Here is a 19,587-nt window from a genome sequence, read left to right on the forward strand (position 1 = left end):
GAGCGCGAGGATGTTGGTCTGGAAGGCGATGCCGTCGATGACGCCGATGATGTCGGCGATCTTCTTGGAGGAGGTGTTGATCTCGTCCATGGTGGCGACCACCTGGGAGACGACCTGGCCGCCGCGCGAGGCGACGGACGAGGCGGAAGACGCCAGCTGGTTGGCCTGGCGGGCGGCGTCGGCCGACTGCTTGACGGTGCCGGTGAGCTGCTCCATCGACGAGGCGGTCTGCTGCAGGCTGGAAGCGGCTTCCTCGGTGCGCGACGACAGGTCGGTGTTGCCGGTGGCGATCTCCTGCGAGGCGGTTCGTATGCTGTCGCTGGCCGCCTGCACTGTGCGCAGGTTCTCGAGCAGGCTCAAGCGCATGGCTTCCACGGCGCGGGTGGTGACCCCGATCTCGTCATCACGCGAAGAATCGAGCGAACGGGAAAGATCCCCGGCACCGATGGCCTGCACCTGGGTGCTGAGTCCTTGCAAAGGGCTCACGACGCGACGAATGAAGAGGATCAGCCCGATGCCGAGCAAGCCCGCGGTTGCAGCAATGAAGGCAGCGAGAACGCCGACCTGCCGGTACAGCGCGGCGAGCGCCTCGGCGTCCCGCACTTCTGCAACCACCAGCCAGCCGGTCGCCTCGCTACGCGCGACACTCGCGAAGTGGCTGCCGGTGTGCCCGATGTCCAATACGGCCGGAGCATCGGAGAGATGGACACCCTGGTCGCCGCGGAGTCGGGCCATCCACTGGGCCGCTTGTTCAGGCACGACCTCGCCGAGTTTCTTGCCGGCAGCCCGGGGGTGAAAGACCAGCAGTGAATCGGCAGCCTTCGTCGCCGGGGCGACCACGTACAGCCCGCCCGATTCGTAGACCCGTGTGTTGTTGATCGTGTCGACCAGACGAGCTTGCTGGCCCGAGATGTCGAGCCCGACATAGGAGACCCCGACCACGCGGCCGGCGTCATCCTGGATCGGTGCGTACACCGTCATGAACGGCTTGCCGAACAGCATCACGCGACCCACGAACTTCCGGCCGGCGCGCAGCTCGGTGTAGGCCGGGCTGGTGCGGGCCAGCAGGGTGCCCACGGCGCGCTCGCCGTTTTCCTTTTTCACCGAGGTGGTGATGCGCTGGAAGTCCTCGCCTTTGGTGACGAAGATGGTCGCGTTGCCGCCCGGGAAGTCCTGCGCGAAACGATCCACCTCGGCGGTGTTGTCATTGACCATGGAGCCGAAGCTCGTCAGCGTGCCGGTGGCTTCGTCCAGGAGCGACAGCGTCGGTGCGAACTGCTTGCGGAACACGCCGTGGGCGTTCTCGGCCGTGATCTTCATTGCTTCGTCGAACACGTCGATCGACCGAGCAATGGCTTGCGCTTGGACATGCGCATAACGAGCAGCCTCCTGCGAATGCTGGCGGGCGGCAAGGACATAGAACACGCCGGTGACCAGCAGCGTCATTGCAAGAATGGCTGCCCCCCCGACGCGCGTGAGAGTCCGCGCGATGGGGCGCAGCGGCCGCTGCTTCGCTAGGTTCACCTTCATAAGGACTTTCATCCGATCGTGGATCGCCGGTCGCACGCCGGCATCAGTGGCGCGAGCGCCGCACCAGGCTGCCGACGTCGAGGATCAGCGCCACCCGGCCGTCGCCCATGATGGTGGCGCCCGAGACGTCGGTGATCTTGCGGTAGTTGGCTTCGAGGTTCTTGACCACCACCTGCTGCTGGCCCAGCAGCTCGTCCACCAGCAGCGCGACGCGGCCGCCTTCGGCCTCGACCACTACCATGATCGAGCTGACATGCTCGAAGTCGAAGCGAGGCACGTTGAACACCTGCTCCACCTCGATCACCGGCATGTACTCCTGGCGCACTTCGACCACGCGGCCGCTGTTGCCGATCGTCTTGACCATGCCCGGCTGGACCTGGAAGCTCTCGACCACCGAAGACAGCGGCAGGATATAGACCTCCTCGCCCACGCCCACGCTCATGCCGTCCATGATGGCCAGCGTCAGCGGCAGGCGTACCGAGACACGCATGCCGTAGCCTTCTGCCGAGTCGATCTCGACGGTGCCGTTGAGCGAAGCGATGTTCTTCTTGACCACGTCCATGCCGACCCCGCGGCCCGACACGTCGGTCACCTCGTCAGCGGTGGAGAAGCCCGGCTCGAAGATCAGGTTCCACACTTCCGGATCGGTCAGCGTGTCGGGCGCGTGAATGCCTCGCTCGCGGGCCTTCTTCAGCAGTTTCTCGCGCGACAGGCCGCGGCCGTCATCGCGCACCTCGATGACGATGGAGCCGCCCTGATGCGAGGCTGCCAGGGTGATCGTGCCGGTTTCGGCCTTGCCCTTGGCCAGCCGCTCTGCCGGCAGCTCAATGCCATGATCGCAAGAGTTGCGCACCAGGTGGGTCAGCGGGTCGGTGATCTTTTCGACCAGTCCCTTGTCCAGTTCGGTCGCTTCCCCCTGCGTGACCAGCTCGACCTTCTTGCCCAGCTTGGCAGCCAGGTCGCGCAGCATGCGCGGAAAGCGGCTGAACACCGTCGACATCGGAATCATGCGGATCGACATCACCGCTTCCTGCAGGTCGCGGGTGTTGCGGTCGAGGTCGGTCAGGCCGGCGAGCATCTGCTGGTGCACCACCGGGTCCAGCCCGCGACTGTTCTGTGCCAGCATCGCCTGCGTGATGACCAGTTCGCCGACCAGGTTGATCAGCTGGTCGACTTTCTCGATCGACACGCGGATGGTCGCGGCGTCCAGCGAGCTGTTGCCCTTGGCCTCGACCTTGGCGCCGGTCTTCGGCGCCGCCGGCTTGGCGGCCGGCTGTGGCGCGCTCGGCGCAGCGTCATGCTGGACCGCCGGCGCGCCGGGGTTGTTCTCGAAGAAGCCGTAGCCGGGATCACCGGGCTTCAGTGTCGGCAGCGGCGCGCCCGGCGCATCTTCGAAGAAGCCATAGCCGGGATCGTCCGTGGCAGCGGCGTCTGCGGCGTCGGGTGCTTCAGCCGCCGTCTCGGCGCCGGTCATGGGCGCAAAGCGTACGTGCTCGCGCGAAACGTGGAATGTGAACAGGTCCAGCAGCTCGTTTTCGTGGCTGCTGGTGACAACCTTGAAGCGACGCACGCCGTTTTCGGCCTTGCCGCCGTCCAGCGGCTCGATCGTGCCCAGGTCGGCGATCTCCTTGAACAGGTCCTGCAGGTTGTCGGCCTGGGACGGGTCGCTCAGCGGTCCGACCGTCAGCTCCAGCGTGCGCGGGCCGGGTGCCGGCGCGGCGGCGGCGGCGGGCGTCACCGCGACGGGCGCAGCCGCGGCCGACGCCGGGGCAAGTGCGACCGGCGCTTCGCCGGCGACCATCGCGCGGATGTTGAACAGCAGTTCGGTGGTGTCGATCTCGTCGCCGATGCCGGTCTGGTGCCGCTTCAGCTGGGCCTTCAGCGCGTCGCCGGACGACAGCAGCACGTCGACCATCTCGGCCGTCAGCTGCAGTTCGTGGCGGCGCAGCTTGTCCAGCAGCGTTTCCATCTGGTGCGTCAGTTCGGCCACGTCGGCGAACCCGAAGGTGGCGGCACCGCCCTTGATCGAGTGTGCGCAACGGAAGATGCCGTTGAGCTCTTCGTCGTCGGCAGCCTCGATGTCGAGCCCGAGCAGCAACTGCTCCATGCGGTCGAGGTTCTCGCCTGCTTCTTCGAAAAAGACCTGGTAGAACTGGCTCAGGTCGATGCCGGCGCTCAACTGCGAGCCTTCGGACGTCATTTCGCCCATGGCGTACTCCTTGTGCTTGCTTTCTGGCGGAACGTCCGGCGCATCAGCGGATGACCTTCTGGATCACTTCGATCAGCTTGCTGGGATCGAAAGGCTTGACCAGCCAGCCGGTGGCGCCTGCGGCGCGGCCGGCCTGCTTCATCTGGTCGCTCGACTCGGTGGTCAGGATCAGGATGGGCGTGGCCTTGAACTGCGGGTTCTCCCGCAGCTTCTTGGTGAGACTGATACCGTCCATGCGGGGCATGTTCTGGTCGGTCAGCACCAGGTCGAAGCTGCGGCTGCCCGCCTTCTCGAATGCGTCTTGACCATCCACCGCCTCGACGACGTTGTAGCCGGCGCTCTTCAGCGTGAACGCGACCATCTGACGCATCGATGCCGAATCGTCCACGGCAAGGATTGAATGCATAGCTCTCTCCGTTTTCGCCAATTTCGGAACTTGCCGGGAAATCTTTAGAACAGATCGATGGAACCGGCGTCCATCTCTGCCTGTGTGACGGGGTTGGGCCGCAGCGGGGGCGACTCGACGACGGCCGCACCGTCCTCGTCGTCGCCCATCGCTTCGCGTGCCAGCTGGTCGGCGCAATTGCGCAGCCGCCGGTTGGTGTGGGCAATCAGCTGCGACGCCATGTCCTGGAACTGCAGCGCGACCACCGCCGCGCCGAGGTTCTGCACCACCGGCGTCAGCTCGTTGGTCTGGATGCGGTGGTCCGTGGCCGCGGCCATCAGCGTCTGCATCTGTTCCACCGCGGTCGAGAAGCGCTGCATCAGGTTGTCGCTCGCGTCGGCCAGCAACGTGTGCAGCCGCTCCAGGTCGTTGGTGGCGGTCATCAGGTGATCCTGCAGGTCCGCCGCCACCAGCAATGGAATGGCGCAGCCCTCGTCAGGCGATGGTGTGTCGTTCATCAACACGGGTCTCCACGTTGAGGGCTTTCGCTTCAGGCGTCCCAGTAGAATTTTCAGCAGTCCCGGCCTCGGCGTACGCCCGATAAGGCAAGGAATCAGACAGCTATTCGGCATGGATGGGGTCGCCCTGTAGGACTTTTTTCTCGGATCGGGGCTTGCTCATACGACAGAAGGCCCAGCGAGCAGGCCCCGGTCAAACATGCGATGCTTCATGCCATGAACGCCAAGCCCCCCCGCCGCGCCCTGAAGGTGCTGCACATCGAGGATTCCGAGCTGGACCACCAGCTGATGGTGACCCAGCTCGAGCGCGCCGGGCTGGACATCACGGCACTGCGGGTGGAGACCGCGGCCGAATTCGACGCCGCGCTGCGCGACGGCTGCGGCGGGCGCGACTGGGACATCATCCTGTCGGACTACAACCTGCCGGGTTTCTCCGGCCTGATGGCGCTCGACATGCTGCGTGCCAGCAGGCGCCTGGTCCCTTTCATCATTGTTTCCGGCGAGATCGGCGAGGACGTCGCTGTCGAGGCGATGCGCAACGGCGCCAGCGACTACCTGCTGAAGAACAACCTGAACCGGCTGGCGCCGGCGGCGCTGCATGCGATCGATGCCCAGGAGGCCGTGCGCGCGAAGCAGGCCGCCGACGCGGCGCTGAAGCAATCGAAGGAGCGGCTGCGCGAACTGGCGCAGCACCTGCAGACCAGCGTCGAGGCCGAGCGTGCGGCGATTGCCCGCGAGGTGCACGACGACGTCGGCGGCTCGCTGACCGCACTCAAGTTCGACATCGCCTGGATCGCCCGCCATGCGCAGGACGAGGCCGTCCGCCAGCGCGCGCAGTCTGCGCTGGAGACGGTGAGCCAGGCACTCGATGCGAGCAAGCGCATCATGCACAACCTGCGCCCAGCCATCCTGGAACAGGGCCTGGTCGCCGCGTTGCAGTGGATGACGAGCACCTTCGAGAAGCGCACCGGCATCATTACTACCTTTCATTCGAGTCACGAGCAACTGCAACTTCCTGCAGGGGTGCCTCTGGTGGCATACCGCACCGCACAAGAAGCCCTGACCAACGTGACCAAACACGCGCAGGCGACGAAGGTCAAGGTCGATCTGACGATGGCCGGCGGCGTGCTGTCGCTCGAGGTGAGCGACAACGGGCGCGGCCTGAGTTCGGGCGACCTCGCCAAGGCCCGCTCGTTCGGCATTCGCGGGCTGCACGAGCGCGCCGGCACCGTGAGCGGCTGGGTCGACCTGAGCAGCAGCCCCAACGGGACGACCCTGATCCTGCTGGTGCCGTTGACCGACGACGCCCAGCCAAGCGATGATGCGTCGCAGGACGAGGTGCGCTCGGACGACGACCCGACGTTCTGGGGAGAACTATGATCAAAGTGATCCTGTGCGACGACCATGCGCTGATCCGTCGCGGCATCCGCGACACCTTGGCCGATGTGCCGGACATCGACGTCGTGGGAGAGGCGGGCGACTATGGCGAACTGCGCAGCCTGTTGCGTACGCAGGCATGCGACGTGCTGGTGCTCGACATCAATCTGCCCGGACGCAGCGGCCTGGACGTGCTGCACGTGCTGAAGGACGAAGGCTCGCCGGTCAAGGTGCTGGTGGTTTCGATGTATCCCGAAGACCAGTACGCGATCCGGGCGCTGAAGGCGGGCGCGTTCGGGTACGTCAACAAGGGCGGCGACCCGGCACAACTGGTGGCTGCCGTGCGCATGGTGTCGCAGGGCCGCAAGTACGTCACGCCCGACATGGCGCAGATGCTGGTCGAGAGCCTGACCGCGCCGGCCAGCGAGGCCGCGCACGAGCGTCTGTCCGACCGCGAACTGCAGACGCTGGTGCTGATCGCGTCCGGCAAGCGCCTGTCCGACATCGCCGAGGAGTTGACGCTGAGCCCCAAGACGGTCAGCGTCTATCGGGCGCGGGTGCTGGAGAAGCTCGGTTTGTCCAACAACTCGGAACTGACGGTTTACGCGATACGGAACGGGTTGGTGTAGGGACCCCCCCTACCGGCTGCGCCGGCCCCCCGAGGGGGCGACGCTGGCGGACCGGCGGAGCCGGCTCCGCGGCGTCACTCGAATTGTGTCCGCGGTGCGCGGGCGCTGGTGCGCTTGCCTAGCACTATTGGAAGTGCGCGAGCATCTGTTCGAGGGCCATCGTGAAGGGCTTTTCGAGCAGCGGCAGGGACACCACGGCGCCGAGCAGGCCGACCGACAGCGTGATCGGGAAGCCGATGGCGAAAATGTTCATCTGCTGGGCGACGCGTGAGATCACGCCGAGCACCAGGTTCACGAACAGCAGCATCGCCATGATCGGCAGTGCGATCCAGACGCCGATCTTGAACACCTCCGCCCCCAGCCTGTGCGCCTGAACGGCGTGCAGGAAGGCCATCGGCTCCGGCGAGACCGGGAAGGCATGGAAGCTCTGGATCACGGCGGCGATCAGGATGAGGTGGCCGTTGATCACGATGAACAGCAGCGAGACGGTCGCGCCGAACACTCGGCTCAGGGCGTTGGTCTGGCCGCCGGAGGACGGGTCGAAGAAGGACGCGAAGCCCAGGCCCATCTGCAGGCCGATCAGCTCGCCGGCGAATTCGATGGCCGCGAAGACCAGGCGCACGGTGAAGCCGATCGTGATGCCGATCACGAGCTGCTGCACGATCACCGCGAACAGTTCGGGCGATTCGAGCGAGATCGGCGGTGGCGGAGGCATCGAGACCTGCGATGCCAGCGCGATGAAAAAGGCGAGGGCGACCTTGACGCGCACCGGCGTGGACCGCATCGACAGGACCGGGGCGCTGGTGAAGAGTGCCAGCGTGCGCAGGAAGGGCCACAGGATCGGCGTGATCCAGGCCATCAACTGCTGGTCGGTGAAGGTCAGCATTTGGCGCGTTCTTCACCGCAGGCATGCCGCGCGCGCGGGGCGAGACCCGGCATCGCCGAGGCGAACCGGCGCATCACCCCACCATCGACGGAATCGACAGGATCGTCCTCTGGATGTATTCCACCAGCGTGGTCAACATCCAGGGCCCCGCCACGGCGAGCACCGCCACCGCCGCCACCATCTTCGGCACGAAGGACAGCGTGGCCTCGTGGATCTGCGTGGCCGCCTGCAGCACGCTGACCAGCACGCCCACCGCCAGCACCACGATGAGCATCGGCGCTGCGATCGTCAGCAGCAGGTACAGGCCCTGCTGCCCGAAAGTGAAAACCTGTTGAGCATCCATCTCGACAACCTCAGGTGGCAAAACTCGCGGCCAGCGAGCCGAGCAGCAGGTTCCAGCCGTCGGCCAGCACGAACAGCATCAGCTTGAACGGCAATGCCACCAGCACCGGCGACAGCATCATCATCCCCAGGCTCATCAGTACGCTGGCGACGATCATGTCGATGATCAGGAACGGGATGAAGATCATGAAGGCGATCTGGAAGGCGCTCTTCAGCTCGCTGGTGACGAAAGCCGGCACGATGACGCGGAAAGGGGCCGTCTCGGCGGTGACTGACGGATCCAGCTTTGCGAGCTTGGCGAACAGCGCGAAATCCGATTCGCGCGTCTGCTTCAGCATGAATTGCCGCATCGGCACCTCGGCGCGCTGCAGTGCCTGGTCGAACGGGATCTGCTGCGCGGCGTACGGCTGGTACGCCTCGGCATAGACCCGGTCGATGGTCGGGCTCATCACGAAAAAGGTCAGGAACAGCGACAGGCCGATGATCACCTGGTTGGGCGGGGCGGCCTGCGTGCCGAGCGCCTGGCGCAGCATCGACAGCACGATCACGATGCGGGTGAAGCCGGTCATCAGCAACACCACCGCGGGGATGAAGCTCAACGCGGTGAAGAACAGCAGCGTCTGGATCGGTACCGAATAGCTGGTGCCGCCGGCGCCCTGGCCGATCACCAGCGGCAGCGAGCCGCCGGGCACCGGTGCCTGTTGTGCGGCCGCCATGTCGGGCAGCGCGGCGATCAGCGCGAGCGCGGCACCCGCGACGAAGAGGGCGGCGCGACGCCATGAAAATTCGGTCAGACGGCGCATGATCAACGGTCCTTCCGCACCTTGTTCAACAGCGACGAGAACGAGGCCGGCAGGCCCGGCACCTGCAGGGGCGCGGCCGGGGGCACCGGCTGCGCGGGCAGGGTGTGCACCGTCGTGATGGCCTGTGCCGTCACACCGAGCACCAGCCACTGGCGGGCCTCGCCTTCACCCACCTCGACCGTCACGAGGCGCTGGCCCGGCCCGAGGCCGGTCGTCGAGATCACGCGGGTGACCTGGTGCGTGCCCATGGCGCCGAGGCCGGCGACCGGCGAGCGCTTGAGCAGCCACAAGGCCACGGGAATCATCGCGATGATGAACAGGAACCACAGGGCGGAGGTACCGGCAGAGGACATGGCAGGCAGGGAGGGTCTGTGAGCGAGCGGTCGCCATCACAGCGATGGCACTGGCTGTCATTCTCTGCAAGCGGCGCCGGCGCGATGCAAGGAACAAGGGGGCCAAAGGCCCCCTTGTTGCTTCAAAAAGCGCTGAACCTCACATGCCCCGGCTCAGGCGGCGCATGCGTTCGGACGGCGTGACGATGTCGGTCAGGCGGATGCCGAACTTGTCGTTGACCACCACCACCTCGCCCTGCGCGATCAGGTAGCCGTTGACCAGCACGTCCATCGGCTCGCCGGCCAGCGCGTCGAGCTCGATCACCGAGCCCTGGGCGAGCTGCAGGATGTGCTTGATCGGAATGCGCGTGCGTCCCAGCTCCACGGTGAGCTGCACCGGGATGTCCAGGATCATGTTGATGTCGTTGCCGGCGGTGCTCGGGCCGGTCGACGAAAAATTCGTGAACGACGCGGGCGAGACCTGCTCGGCCGGGGTGCTGATCACCTCGTTGATCGAGGAGGTCGAGCCGCCGCCGGTCTGCTGCGCCAGTGCAGCCTCCCACTCGGCCGCCATCGCGTCCTGTTCGTCGGTGGGCTTGGAGGATTCAAGTGACATTGGTTTCTCCCAACCAGCCGAAATCGCTGCCGGTCAACATTTGCTCGATCTTGATGGCGTACTTGCCGTTGGAGGTGCCGTAGTGGCAGTCGAATACCGGAACGCCGTCGACCTTGGCCTGCACCAGCGGCGACAGGTCCAGCTCGATGAAGTCGCCGGGCTTCAGCGCCAGCAACTGCTCGACGGTGGCCGGCGCATGGCCGAGTTCGACGGCGACTTCCACCTCGGCGGCCTGGATCTGGTGCGTGAGCAGCTTGACCCAGCGCCGGTCGGTGCCGACGGAGTCGCCCTGCACCGTGGAATACAGCACGTCGCGGATCGGCTCCAGCGTGGCGTACGGGATGCAGAAATGGATGGTGCCGGAGTTGTCACCGACTTCCAGCGTGAACGAGGTGGTCACGACGATCTCGCTCGGCGTGGCGACGTTGGCGAACTGCGGCTGCATCTCCGAGCGCTGGTATTCCAGCTCAAGCGGGTAGATGCCGTGCCAGGCCTTCTTGTACTCCTCGCGGATCACGTCGACCAGACGGTTGATGATGCGCTGCTCGGTCGGTGAGAAGTCGCGGCCCTCGATGCGCGTATGGAACTTGCCTGTGCCGCCGAACAGCGAGTCGATCACCGCGAACACGAGTGTCGGATCGCAGACGATCAGCCCGGAGCCGCGCAGCGGCTTGACCGAGACGATGTTGAAGTTGGTCGGCACGACGATCTCGCGCAGGAAGGCGCTGTACTTCTGGACCTTGATCGCGCCGACCGAGATCTCGGGGCTCCTGCGGATCAGGTTGAACAGGCCGATGCGGACATTGCGGGCAAAGCGCTCGTTGATGATCTCCATCGTGGGCATGCGCCCGCGAACGATCCGCTCCTGGCTCGCGATGTCGTAGTTGCGGATGCCGCCGACCTGCTCCTCGACTTCCTCGAGCTTCTGGCTTTCGCCCGTGATGCCCTGCAACAGGGCATCGACTTCGTCCTGGGAGAGGATTTGCTGATTCATCGTGCGGTCCCGCGGGGGGTGGTCATGCCGCCGGGTTCACTGGATGATGAAGTTCGAGAAATGCACGCGCGTGACCGGGCTGTGCACCTTGGACTTGCGCTTCTTGCCGGCCGGGGCGCTGGCGGCGCCTTCCGCGCCTTCGGCGTCCACGGGCGGCAGGTTGATGCCCATCGGGCGCACGGCTTCGCGCATGATCTCGGCGGCCAGCCGCTCCTTGCCGACACGGTCGAGCAAGTCTTCGGCGCTCTTGTGGGCCAGCAGCATCAGGATGTTGCCGCGCACGGCCGGCATGTAGGCCTTGAACTTTTCAGCTGTTTCCGCCGACTCGAGCTCGAGCGTGATGCCGATCTGCGCGTAGCGTTCGACATTCTTGTCGGCCAGATTGAAGGTGAACGGGTCGAGCGCCAGGAACACGGGCGGCACACCGGTGTGCATCTCGGAGACGGCCTCGTCCACCGTCACGACGTCTTCGTCCAGCTCTTCGTCGAGCACTGCGGCCTGGCGCTTCTTGAGCAGCACCAGGGCGGCCGCGGCGGCGACCGCCAGCAGCACCAACACGGTGACGATGATCAGCAGCAGCTTCTTCTTGCCGCCGCTCTTGGGAACGACGTCGACAGCGGCAGCGGCAGCGGGGGCGGGCATGTGATTTCCTTCGGGGCGCAAAAGGCGGTAAAGGTCCGTTGGGGACGCACTCAGCGCGATGTTTCGATTATTGGAAGGTGCGGCCGTAGCGAAGCCGGGAAAAGGACGGGAAAACGGTCGTTTTCGGCGCGGCAGGCGATGGCGGCCGGTTCACGGCAGCAGCGCGGCGTTCAGGCATACAAGTCCAGTGCGCCGTTGACGCGGCGGGCCGGGGCGCTGCTGCGCGCGGGCTCGGCAGCTTCCAGTGCCTCGCCGCGCAACACGCCGGCGCGTGTCGGGCTGCCGTCTCGGGCCTGCTGGCCCGACCCGTGATGCTGCGACACCCCGCCGCCGCTGAGCGTGAGGCCGGCTTCCTGCAACGCGGCGGCCAGGTGCGACAGGCTGTTTTCGATGGCGGCGCGGGTGGCGGCCGACGCAGCGGCAAAGTCCACTTGGGCCTGCTGTCCCTGCACGGCGATCTGCACGCTGATCGGGCCCATCTCGGCCGGATTCAGCGTCAGCCGGGCCTGCTGCACGCCGTCACGCGCGAGGTAGCCGATCTGCGCGGCGAAGGTGTCGGGGAAGTCCGGCGAGTCGACGGGCGTGTCGAGCTGCCGCATGGCGAGGGCGGTCGCCGGAGCCGATGGTGTCTGCGTCGGCGCCATGGCTTGCAATGCCGCCAGGCCGACCGGGGCGTCGTGCGCGCGGTTCGGTGCAGCCGGCGCGCGCGCGGACGTGGCGGCAATGGCCTCCTGAACTGCGTGCAGGAGTGCATCCGCTTCTTCGGCCGCGAGGGCCGATGCCTCGTCGGCCACGCCCGACAGGTCGATCGAGCCCGGCGACAAGGCGTCGAGCGCAGCAGCGTCACTCTTCGACGCGTCGGTGGCGGACGCGCCGATCTGCGCGGTGTCTGCCTGCATCTTGGCCCGCCCGGCGACGGCGGTGGCTGGCTCGGCCGCCAGGCCGGCCGCGGCAACGTCTGCCTCGCCGGTCGGCGGCGCGGTGGCCGTCGCGGGATTTGTCGGCATCGATGATGCCGCCGCGAACACGAGCAGGGATTCATCCACCGCGCGGGTCTCGGAGGCGTCGTGCGTCTCGTCGTTTTCGGGCGCCTCGGCGTCTTCGCGTTCGTTCGCCTTGTCGGCTGCCGCACGCTCGGGGGGCGGCAGCGTTTCCCGCGTGGGCCGCTCGCGGGCCTGCTGCAACGCCTGGGAGAACGCTCGCGACGGCGGGGGCGCCGGTGGCTGTGCCGGGGCACGTGGCGCGGCGCCTTCGGCGCTGCCCGACAGGAACAGGAATGGGGCGGAGGTCATTGGCGGCGAGATCGGCTTCGGGAATCGGCGCGTGTCAGGCGGTCAGCAGATGGGCGCGGCTGGCCCACGAGATGCGCGAGGCCTGCTCGTCGGTGGCTTTCTGATCGTGGCGCCCCTGGGCCAGCGCCTGCTCGGCGGCGCGGCGTTCGATCAGCTTGCGGATCGAGGCAGCGCGGGTCTCGCGTTCCATCAGCGCTTCCTGGGCGCGCTGGTGGCCGAGGCGTGCCTGCTCGGCGATGCGTTGCTGCTGTTCGATGGCGGTGTTCAGGCGTGCCATGAAGTTCTGGTAGCAGTGCAGGATGTCGATCGTGCCTTCGCGCTTGAATTGCGTGCTCCAGCGTTGCTGGTATTCGGCGCGGTAGTCGTGCAACTGGGTCGCCTGGCGCTGGGCGGCGTCGAGCTGGGCGGCAGCGCGCTGCATCACCAGCAGGGCGGCGTCGCGCTCCTTCTCGGCGTGTTCCAGGGCGACGGTCAAGGCTTGCATGCGGCTCATCGGTAATCCTCAAGCGACGGTTCAACGGGGGTGGCGAGCCGGATCGCCGCTGGCGGCGAACACGGTCGACTGCATCTGCGCCACGCTGTCACCGAGCGGCGCGCAGACTTGCATGTCTTGCTGGAGCAGTGCGCGCATCGCGGGGAAGGCGCGCACGGCGGTGTCGAGTTCGGCGTCCTGCCCCGGCGCGTAGGCGCCGATCTGCAGCAGGTCGCGGCTGCGGTTGAAGCGCGCGTACATCTGACGAAAGCGGCGCGCGGCCTCGATGTGCTGCGGGCTCGCGACGTTGTGCATCACGCGCGAGGCGGACTTCTCGACGTCGATCGCCGGGTAGTGGCCGCTTTCGGCCAGTTCGCGCGTCAGCACGATGTGGCCGTCCAGGATGGCGCGTGCGGCGTCGGCGATCGGGTCCTGTTGATCGTCGCCTTCGCTGAGCACGGTGTAGAAGGCGGTGATCGAGCCGACACCGTTCAGCCCGTTGCCGCTGCGCTCGACCAGTTGCGGCAGCTTCGCGAAGCAGCTCGGCGGATAGCCCTTGGTGGCCGGGGGTTCGCCGATCGCCAGCGCGATTTCGCGCTGCGCCATCGCGTAGCGCGTCAGCGAGTCCATCAGCAGCAGCACGTGCGCGCCGCGGTCGCGGAAGTGCTCGGCCACCGCGGTGGCGTAGCTGGCGCCCTGCATGCGCGTCAGCGGCGGCGCATCGGCCGGTGCGGCCACCACGACCGAGCGCGCCAGGCCTTCCTCGCCGAGGATGTCCTCGATGAATTCCTTCACTTCGCGGCCGCGCTCGCCGATCAGCCCGACGACGATCACGTCGGCTGCGGTGTATCGCGCCATCATGCCCAGCAGCACCGACTTGCCGACGCCGGAGCCGGCGAACAGGCCCAGGCGCTGGCCGCGTCCGACGGTCAGCATCGCATTGATCGCACGCACGCCGGTGTCCAGCGGCACACGCACCGGGTCGCGGTCCATCGCGTTGATCGGGCGGCGCACCAGCGGCTCGTTGTGCACGAACTGCAGCGGCCCCTTGCGGTCCATCGGCCGGCCGTGCGAGTCGACCACGCGGCCGAGCAGGCCATCGCCCATCGGCAGGTGCAGGCTGCGGTCTTCGCTGCGTCGCCACGGATGGGCGGGCTGGCCCAGGCGGGGCGGAACGATCGGGCTGCTCATCGGCACCACCCGCGCGCCGCTGGCCAGGCCATGCACCTCGCCGGTGGGCATCAGGTAGGCACGGTCGCCGGCAAAACCGACCACCTCGGCCTGCACCGGGGGCTGGCCGTCCATGCGCACCTCGCAGACGGAGCCGACCGGTACACGGATGCCGGCGGCCTCCAGCACCAGGCCGGCCACCTTGACCAGCGTGCCCTGCATCTCCAGCCCGATCGGCGCACCGGCGAAGGCGCGCAGGTCGGCCATGTACTGCTGCCAGTCGCGCAGCTTTTCGGCGGGGGTGGGCGCGAGTCCGTTCATGCCGGTTCCTCGCTGCCTTCGCTGCCGGTGGTCCATTCGCTGTTCTGGCCGAGCGCGGAGACGGCCTGGCGCCAGCGCGTCTCGATGGCCGCGTCGATCACGCCGATGTCGGATTCGACGACACAGCCGCCGCGGCTGACGGACGCGTCCGGCACCAGCCGGGCCTGGCGCGACTCGAGGTCGAGCTGACCCTGCTCGGCCAGCAATTGATGGTCGTCCGGGTGCACGTGCACGCGGATGTGGCGTGCCGAATGCAGCAGCGTCGACAGCGCTTCCTGCGCGACCGCCTCGATCAGGGCGGGCTGCGTCTGCAGCTCGCTGCGCACGACCTGACGAGCGAGTTCGCTCGCCACCAGCGCGAGCGAGCCGGCGAGTTGCTGTTCCATCAGTTCGAGCTGCGCCTGGAAGGCCTGCGCCACCTGCCCGACCTGGGCGGTGATCTGCGCGGCGTAGCTCTGCTTGAAGCTTTCCAGCGCCGACAGGCCGTCGCGGTAGCCGTCCTTGTAGCCGGCCTGGCGCGCCTGCTGCAGCGCGGCCTGCTGCTCCTCGGAGATCGGCTCGGGCTCAACGGGGGGCGCCGGCGCCTCGGCCTGTACCGGGCCGCTTTCGCCGTCCTCGAGCGAGCCGAGGTTCCAGGCCGAGAAGGAGTGCAGCTCCTCGCGCGGAATGAACCGGCTGTAGAGCGTGCGCGACGCGAATTTGTTAGACGAAGCTGTCATCGCCGCCCATGCCCAGCACGACCTGGCCTTCGTCTGCCAGGCGGCGGACGATCTTCAGCAGTTCCTTCTGCTCGGCTTCCACCTCGGACAGCCGCACCGGACCGCGCGAGTCGAGGTCTTCGCGCAGCGTTTCGGCCGCGCGGCTCGACATGTTGCCGAAGATCTTCTCGCGCAGTTCCGGCGAGGCGCCCTTGAGGGCGATGACCAGCGATTCGGTCTGCACTTCCTTCAGCAACATCTGGAAGCCGCGGTCGTCCATCTTCATCAGGTCGTCGAAGGTGAACATGTTGTCCATGATCTTCTGCGCCAGTTCGGCATCGCTCTGGCGGATGTAGTCGAGGATCGCACTCTCCACGCTCGAACCGAGCATGTTGATGATCTCGGCCGCGGTCTTGGCACCACCGAGCGACGCCTTGCGCAGCTTGTCGCCGCCGGCGAGCACCTTGGACAGCACCTCGTTCAGGTCCTTCAGCGCCGAAGGCTGGATGCCGTCGAGCGTGGCGATGCGGATCAGCACCTCGTTGCGCTGGCGCTCGGTGAAGCACTTGAGCACCTGCGAACTCTGATCGAAGTCGAGGTGCACCAGGATCGCCGCGACGATCTGCGGGTGTTCGTTGCGCAGCAACTCGGCCACCGAGGACGGATCCATCCACTTCAGGCTCTCGATGCCGGTGACGTCGCTGCCCTGCATGATGCGGTCGATCAGCAGGTTGGCCTTGTCGTCGCCGAGCGCGCGGCGCAGCACGGTCTTGACGTACTCGTCGCTGTCGCTGACCAGCATGCTTTGTTCGGAGGCGTCGGTCGTGAAGCGTTTCAGCACGTCCTCGACGCGGTCGCGCGGGATCACCTTCATCTTGGCCATCGTCTCGCCCAGGCGCTGCACTTCCTTCGGCGACAGGTGCTTGAACACCTCGGCCGCGTCCTCTTCGCCGAGCGACATCAGCAGGATCGCCGAGTCCTGCAGTCCTGCTTCATCCATGGTGGGGTCCGGAGTGGTTCGTCATGTCGTGGGCCCGGCACATCACGCCGCGGCTTCCTTGCTGACCCAGTTGCGCACGATGTTGGCGACCGCGCCCGGGTTGTCGCGTGCCAGCTGCCGCGCTGCCTCGAGCTTGTCGCTGGACATGGGCGCTGCCAGGATGGGCAGCGTCTGCGAGGGCCCGCCCGGCAGGGCCGGCAGCACCTCGGGGTCGTCCACGGTCGCGTCGAGCGTCCCGTTGCGTGCCGACTGCGTCGCGCCGGCTGCCTTCAATGCAGGGCGCACCACGCCGAACACGATCAGCAGCGCCAGTGCGGTCAGTGCCCCCGGCACCGCGGCAGCGCGCAGCAGGTCGAGCGTCTGCGGCTGCTTCCACAGCGGCAGGTCGTCCGGGGTGTCGATCTTTTCGACCCGGAAGGGGGCGTTGACCACCTTCACCGAGTCGCCTCGCTCGCTGCTGAAGCCGATGGCTTCCTGCACCAGCGCCGTCAGCTTCTCGACTTCCTCTGCCGACAGCGGAGCGGTCGAGGTCTTGCCGTTCGCGGCGGTGTTGGTGCGGTGGTTGACGACCACGGCGGCGTTCAAGCGCTTGACGGTGCCGGTCGCGTTGCGGGTGACGCGCACGGTCTTGTCGACTTCGTAGTTGGTCACCGCGTCGCGCTTCATGCTCGCAGCGGCTGCCGCGGCCGCGCCGCCGGCCGCCTGCAGCGGCTGGGCCGCCCCGTTCACCGGGGCCGTCGCAGGCACCGGCGGCTGGTTGCTCGCCGCGCCCGGGATGCCGGTGGCGGCACCGCCGTTGGGCTGGCTCGACTCGGAGGTCTGTTGGCTGCGGATCGCGGCTGGCTCGTTGCCCTGGTTGGGGCGGTACTGCTCGGAGGTGGATTCGCTTTGCGAGAAGTCGACCTCGGCAGTGACCTGCGCGCGCAGGTTGTTGCGTCCCAGCACCGGCTCGAGGAGATCGACGATGCGGCGGGTGTACGAGGCTTCGATCTGGGTCACGTATTGCAGCTGGTTCGCGTCCAGCCCCATGCCGTGTTGGCCGTCGGCCGACTCGGTCAGCAATGCGCCCGACTGGTCGACCACGCTGACGGCCTTGGGCGCCAGTTCGGGCACGCTGGAGGACACCAGGTGCACGATGCCGGCGATCTGCGCGCGATCCAGCGTGCGCCCCGGGTACAGCGTCAGCAGCACCGAGGCCGAAGGCTTCTGCTGCTCGCGGAAGAAGCCGTTCTGGTTGGGCAGCGCGAGGTGCACCCGGGCGCTCTGCACCGCGGACATCGCGCCGATCGAGCGCGTCAGCTCGCCTTCGAGCCCACGCTGGAAGGTCAGGCGTTCCTGGAATTGCGTGATGCCGAAGCGCGCGTTGTCCATCAGTTCGAAGCCGACCGTGGAGCCTTTCGGCAGCCCGGCAGAGGCGAGTTTCAGACGCGCGTCGTGCACCTTGTCGGCCGGCACCAGGATCGCGGCGCCGCCGTCGGCGTGCTGGTACGGGACGTTCATCTGCGACAGCTGCGCGATGATCGCCCCGCCGTCCTTGTCCGACAGGTTCGCGTACAGCACCTTGTAGTCCGGCTGGGCCGACCACAGCGACAGTGCGACGACGATGGCCACCAGCCCTGCGACGCCAGCCCCGAGCGTCAGCTTGCGCGACGCGGGCAGGGCGCTCAGGTTGCCCAGCAGGCCCGCGGGTACGGGCGCGGCAGCGGCCGGTGCGGGCAGGTTGGGTGGTTGCAGTGCGACAGCGTTGTCCATCGATCGTCCCAGCGGTACTTCGTCTTGGGATGGATTATTCGAAAGCACACGTGGCCAAGATGGCTGGAAGAGGGCGGCAAAGGGGTCCCAGTTCGCCGCATTGGGCGGCCGGCTCCGACCCTAAGATCCGTTCACGTCATCGGGGGGCGTCCGTCCCTCATGGAGTGCGTGTCATGGATGTCAGACTCAAACCTTTCAACTTCGACCAGGCGCTGGCCCGCAGCGGCGTGGTGCTGCCGACGCCACAGCGTGGGGCCGGCAAGGTCGAGGGCTCGGGCACGCAGGTCGGCTTCTCGCAGGCGCTGACGAATGCCCTGAAGTCGGTCAGCCAGGCGCAGGGCCAGGCCACCGAAATGCAACGCCAGGTGCAACTGGACAACCCCAGTGTGTCGCTCGAAGAGACGATGGTGGCCATGCAGAAGGCACAAATCGGGTTCCAGGCGACGCTGCAGGTGCGCAACCGCATGGTGCAGGCGTATTCGGACATCATGAACATGCAGGTGTGAGGGGCGCCCGACGGGTCCAGGCCTGGCGCGGCTCAGGCGCGGGCGAGCGGCCGTCGGCGCTTCGGTGCGGCGCCCTCGCTGGCGCGAGGGTGCGCTGCGGTGCTCGGGCCCAGGGCCCCGCGGCAGAACTTACTACGCGGCTGCGCCGCTGCGTTCAGACAGCCGCCGCGAGTCAGATCACGAAGCGCGCGTGACAGCGCGCGGGCCCCGACCCCTGCGCGCCTCGCCGCCGCACAGGCGCGCCGCCCGCCACCCGCCCACACCTTCGCGGAAGCGCCGGGGCGTGCAGATGCTCCCCCCTGAAATGCCCCTGCGCGCATACGCGGCAAGATCCACGAAGAGAGGCTCCGGCGCACGGCTTGTGCCGGCCCAGCGAACACCGCGGATCCGGCTTTGCCGGTCCGCTGGTGTTGCCCCCTTGAGGGGGCCGGCGAAGCCGGTAGGGGGTGGTCTCACCAGCCAAAAAAATGCGGGCCGCCCCGTAACGGGCGACCCGCGAACAGCACATTTGACTGTGCTTCTCAGGAGGAGACTTTTACAACAGACAAACCCCAACAACGTCCCACAGGAAAACTCATTGCAGTTGCAAGGACCCGCTTGCCTTGCCCTTGCCGGCGCGCGCCGGCGGATTGCACATGCCGCACACATAGTGCCGCGCGATCTCGTGCGGGTGGGTCACGAAGTGCCCGCCGCATTTGCTGCATTTGGTCATCGACAGCATGCCGTTGTCGATGAACTTCACCAGGCGCCACGCGCGGGTGACCGACAACAGCGGCTCCAGCGACTGCGCCTGCGTCTGCTCCAGGTACAGCCGGTAGGCCTTGATGATGGTGTCGATCTCGTCGAGCTCGGCCACCTTGTTCAGGTATTCGTGGATGTTCAGGAACAGGCTGGCATGGATGTTCGGCTGCCAGGTCATGAACCAGTCGGTGGAAAACGGCAGCTGCCCCTTCGACGGCGACTTGCCGGAGACTTCCTTGTACAGCCGCAGCAGCCGTTCGTACGACAGGTCGGTCTCGGACTCCAGCACCTGCAGGCGGGCGCCGAGGTGGATCAGGGTGACCGCGCGCTCGATCTGGCGGGCTTCGGTGAGGATGCTCTTGTTACGCATAA

General features: G+C 67.1%; 21 protein-coding genes. 3 read left to right on the plus strand and 18 right to left on the minus strand.

The window, feature by feature from the left end:
• The 4 genes from M8A51_RS07420 to M8A51_RS07435 all read right to left on the minus strand — a co-directional run.
• Positions 1–1,530: Cache 3/Cache 2 fusion domain-containing protein (locus M8A51_RS07420; RefSeq protein WP_280926021.1), on the minus strand; the 1,530-nt coding region annotated here is incomplete at its 3' end.
• A gap of 43 nt (positions 1,531–1,573) precedes the next feature.
• The gene (locus tag M8A51_RS07425; protein WP_251777575.1) at positions 1,574–3,739 is read right to left on the minus strand and encodes a chemotaxis protein CheA; all 2,166 of its coding nucleotides are present in this window, start codon (positions 3,737–3,739) and stop codon (positions 1,574–1,576) included.
• Between the two features lie 43 nt (positions 3,740–3,782).
• Positions 3,783–4,145: a response regulator gene (locus tag M8A51_RS07430; RefSeq protein WP_251777576.1), complete on the minus strand. Its 363-nt coding sequence runs from the start codon at positions 4,143–4,145 to the stop codon at positions 3,783–3,785.
• 44 nt (positions 4,146–4,189) lie between these two features.
• Positions 4,190–4,642: a hypothetical protein gene (locus tag M8A51_RS07435; RefSeq protein WP_251777577.1), complete on the minus strand. Its 453-nt coding sequence runs from the start codon at positions 4,640–4,642 to the stop codon at positions 4,190–4,192.
• A 216-nt stretch (positions 4,643–4,858) separates the two neighbouring features.
• Here M8A51_RS07435 and M8A51_RS07440 point away from each other — a divergent pair, with 216 nt between their 5' ends.
• Both M8A51_RS07440 and M8A51_RS07445 read left to right on the plus strand, forming a co-directional pair.
• Positions 4,859–6,022: a hybrid sensor histidine kinase/response regulator gene (locus M8A51_RS07440; RefSeq protein WP_251777578.1), complete on the plus strand. Its 1,164-nt coding sequence runs from the start codon at positions 4,859–4,861 to the stop codon at positions 6,020–6,022.
• A complete protein-coding gene (locus M8A51_RS07445; RefSeq protein WP_251777579.1) occupies positions 6,019–6,648 on the plus strand; it encodes a response regulator in 630 nt (209 codons plus the stop codon). Before M8A51_RS07440 ends, M8A51_RS07445 begins: the two co-directional genes overlap by 4 nt.
• 124 nt (positions 6,649–6,772) lie before the next feature.
• Here the strand turns inward: M8A51_RS07445 and fliR are convergent, their stop codons facing one another.
• The 13 genes from fliR to fliF form a co-directional block, all read right to left on the minus strand.
• The gene (gene fliR / locus M8A51_RS07450) at positions 6,773–7,534 is read right to left on the minus strand and encodes a flagellar biosynthetic protein FliR (RefSeq protein ID WP_251777580.1); all 762 of its coding nucleotides are present in this window, start codon (positions 7,532–7,534) and stop codon (positions 6,773–6,775) included.
• A gap of 73 nt (positions 7,535–7,607) precedes the next feature.
• Complete coding sequence (gene fliQ / locus M8A51_RS07455) at positions 7,608–7,877, minus strand: flagellar biosynthesis protein FliQ (protein WP_251777581.1); 270 nt, start codon at positions 7,875–7,877, stop codon at positions 7,608–7,610.
• A gap of 10 nt (positions 7,878–7,887) precedes the next feature.
• On the minus strand, positions 7,888–8,679 hold the full coding sequence (fliP, locus tag M8A51_RS07460; protein WP_251777582.1) for a flagellar type III secretion system pore protein FliP: 792 nt from the start codon (positions 8,677–8,679) through the stop codon (positions 7,888–7,890).
• Between the two features lie 2 nt (positions 8,680–8,681).
• Positions 8,682–9,032 (minus strand): FliO/MopB family protein, encoded by a 351-nt coding sequence (locus M8A51_RS07465; protein WP_251777583.1) that lies wholly within the window; start codon positions 9,030–9,032, stop codon positions 8,682–8,684.
• Positions 9,033–9,171: 139 nt separating this feature from the next.
• A complete protein-coding gene (gene fliN / locus M8A51_RS07470; RefSeq protein ID WP_251777584.1) occupies positions 9,172–9,627 on the minus strand; it encodes a flagellar motor switch protein FliN in 456 nt (151 codons plus the stop codon).
• The gene (gene fliM, locus M8A51_RS07475) at positions 9,617–10,621 is read right to left on the minus strand and encodes a flagellar motor switch protein FliM (RefSeq protein ID WP_251777585.1); all 1,005 of its coding nucleotides are present in this window, start codon (positions 10,619–10,621) and stop codon (positions 9,617–9,619) included. The genes fliN and fliM overlap by 11 nt, the downstream gene beginning before the upstream one ends.
• Before the next feature lie 36 nt (positions 10,622–10,657).
• Positions 10,658–11,263, minus strand: a complete 606-nt coding sequence (locus M8A51_RS07480; RefSeq protein ID WP_251777586.1) for a flagellar basal body-associated FliL family protein — start codon at positions 11,261–11,263, stop codon at positions 10,658–10,660.
• Between the two features lie 170 nt (positions 11,264–11,433).
• On the minus strand, positions 11,434–12,555 hold the full coding sequence (locus tag M8A51_RS07485; RefSeq protein WP_251777587.1) for a flagellar hook-length control protein FliK: 1,122 nt from the start codon (positions 12,553–12,555) through the stop codon (positions 11,434–11,436).
• Between the two features lie 34 nt (positions 12,556–12,589).
• Positions 12,590–13,048 (minus strand): flagellar export protein FliJ, encoded by a 459-nt coding sequence (gene fliJ / locus M8A51_RS07490; protein WP_251777588.1) that lies wholly within the window; start codon positions 13,046–13,048, stop codon positions 12,590–12,592.
• Positions 13,049–13,069: 21 nt separating this feature from the next.
• The gene (gene fliI, locus M8A51_RS07495; RefSeq protein ID WP_407062213.1) at positions 13,070–14,518 is read right to left on the minus strand and encodes a flagellar protein export ATPase FliI; all 1,449 of its coding nucleotides are present in this window, start codon (positions 14,516–14,518) and stop codon (positions 13,070–13,072) included.
• Positions 14,515–15,237: a FliH/SctL family protein gene (locus M8A51_RS07500; protein ID WP_251777589.1), complete on the minus strand. Its 723-nt coding sequence runs from the start codon at positions 15,235–15,237 to the stop codon at positions 14,515–14,517. The genes fliI and M8A51_RS07500 overlap by 4 nt, the downstream gene beginning before the upstream one ends.
• Positions 15,221–16,216 (minus strand): flagellar motor switch protein FliG, encoded by a 996-nt coding sequence (gene fliG / locus M8A51_RS07505; protein ID WP_251777590.1) that lies wholly within the window; start codon positions 16,214–16,216, stop codon positions 15,221–15,223. Before fliG ends, M8A51_RS07500 begins: the two co-directional genes overlap by 17 nt.
• A gap of 42 nt (positions 16,217–16,258) precedes the next feature.
• Entirely contained in the window at positions 16,259–17,968 is a 1,710-nt protein-coding gene (fliF, locus tag M8A51_RS07510) for a flagellar basal-body MS-ring/collar protein FliF (RefSeq protein WP_251777591.1), read from the minus strand.
• A 173-nt stretch (positions 17,969–18,141) separates the two neighbouring features.
• Here fliF and fliE point away from each other — a divergent pair, with 173 nt between their 5' ends.
• Positions 18,142–18,474: a flagellar hook-basal body complex protein FliE gene (gene fliE / locus M8A51_RS07515; RefSeq protein ID WP_251777592.1), complete on the plus strand. Its 333-nt coding sequence runs from the start codon at positions 18,142–18,144 to the stop codon at positions 18,472–18,474.
• A 574-nt stretch (positions 18,475–19,048) separates the two neighbouring features.
• Here the strand turns inward: fliE and flhC are convergent.
• Complete coding sequence (gene flhC / locus M8A51_RS07520) at positions 19,049–19,585, minus strand: flagellar transcriptional regulator FlhC (protein ID WP_251777593.1); 537 nt, start codon at positions 19,583–19,585, stop codon at positions 19,049–19,051.
• Positions 19,586–19,587 lie beyond the last annotated feature (2 nt).

It is taken from the genome of Caldimonas mangrovi (assembly GCF_023721835.1).
In the GTDB taxonomy this organism is placed as follows: Bacteria; Pseudomonadota; Gammaproteobacteria; order Burkholderiales; family Burkholderiaceae_C; genus Caldimonas; species Caldimonas mangrovi.

Excerpts from the sequence above, each read along its gene's own strand:
- fliN (WP_251777584.1), bottom strand. The coding sequence starts at position 9,627 with ATGTCACTTGAATCCTCCAAGCCCACCGACGAACAGGACGCGATGGCG.
- fliR (WP_251777580.1), bottom strand. The coding sequence starts at position 7,534 with ATGCTGACCTTCACCGACCAGCAGTTGATGGCCTGGATCACGCCGATC.
- M8A51_RS07445 (WP_251777579.1), top strand. The coding sequence starts at position 6,019 with ATGATCAAAGTGATCCTGTGCGACGACCATGCGCTGATCCGTCGCGGC.
- M8A51_RS07480 (WP_251777586.1), bottom strand. The coding sequence starts at position 11,263 with ATGCCCGCCCCCGCTGCCGCTGCCGCTGTCGACGTCGTTCCCAAGAGC.
- fliQ (WP_251777581.1), bottom strand. The coding sequence starts at position 7,877 with ATGGATGCTCAACAGGTTTTCACTTTCGGGCAGCAGGGCCTGTACCTG.
- M8A51_RS07500 (WP_251777589.1), bottom strand. The coding sequence starts at position 15,237 with ATGACAGCTTCGTCTAACAAATTCGCGTCGCGCACGCTCTACAGCCGG.
- fliP (WP_251777582.1), bottom strand. The coding sequence starts at position 8,679 with ATGCGCCGTCTGACCGAATTTTCATGGCGTCGCGCCGCCCTCTTCGTC.
- M8A51_RS07435 (WP_251777577.1), bottom strand. The coding sequence starts at position 4,642 with ATGAACGACACACCATCGCCTGACGAGGGCTGCGCCATTCCATTGCTG.
- M8A51_RS07440 (WP_251777578.1), top strand. The coding sequence starts at position 4,859 with ATGAACGCCAAGCCCCCCCGCCGCGCCCTGAAGGTGCTGCACATCGAG.
- M8A51_RS07485 (WP_251777587.1), bottom strand. The coding sequence starts at position 12,555 with ATGACCTCCGCCCCATTCCTGTTCCTGTCGGGCAGCGCCGAAGGCGCC.
- fliM (WP_251777585.1), bottom strand. The coding sequence starts at position 10,621 with ATGAATCAGCAAATCCTCTCCCAGGACGAAGTCGATGCCCTGTTGCAG.
- M8A51_RS07430 (WP_251777576.1), bottom strand. The coding sequence starts at position 4,145 with ATGCATTCAATCCTTGCCGTGGACGATTCGGCATCGATGCGTCAGATG.
- fliJ (WP_251777588.1), bottom strand. The coding sequence starts at position 13,048 with ATGAGCCGCATGCAAGCCTTGACCGTCGCCCTGGAACACGCCGAGAAG.
- fliI (WP_407062213.1), bottom strand. The coding sequence starts at position 14,518 with ATGAACGGACTCGCGCCCACCCCCGCCGAAAAGCTGCGCGACTGGCAG.
- M8A51_RS07465 (WP_251777583.1), bottom strand. The coding sequence starts at position 9,032 with ATGTCCTCTGCCGGTACCTCCGCCCTGTGGTTCCTGTTCATCATCGCG.
- flhC (WP_251777593.1), bottom strand. The coding sequence starts at position 19,585 with ATGCGTAACAAGAGCATCCTCACCGAAGCCCGCCAGATCGAGCGCGCG.
- fliF (WP_251777591.1), bottom strand. The coding sequence starts at position 17,968 with ATGGACAACGCTGTCGCACTGCAACCACCCAACCTGCCCGCACCGGCC.
- fliG (WP_251777590.1), bottom strand. The coding sequence starts at position 16,216 with ATGGATGAAGCAGGACTGCAGGACTCGGCGATCCTGCTGATGTCGCTC.
- fliE (WP_251777592.1), top strand. The coding sequence starts at position 18,142 with ATGGATGTCAGACTCAAACCTTTCAACTTCGACCAGGCGCTGGCCCGC.
- M8A51_RS07425 (WP_251777575.1), bottom strand. The coding sequence starts at position 3,739 with ATGGGCGAAATGACGTCCGAAGGCTCGCAGTTGAGCGCCGGCATCGAC.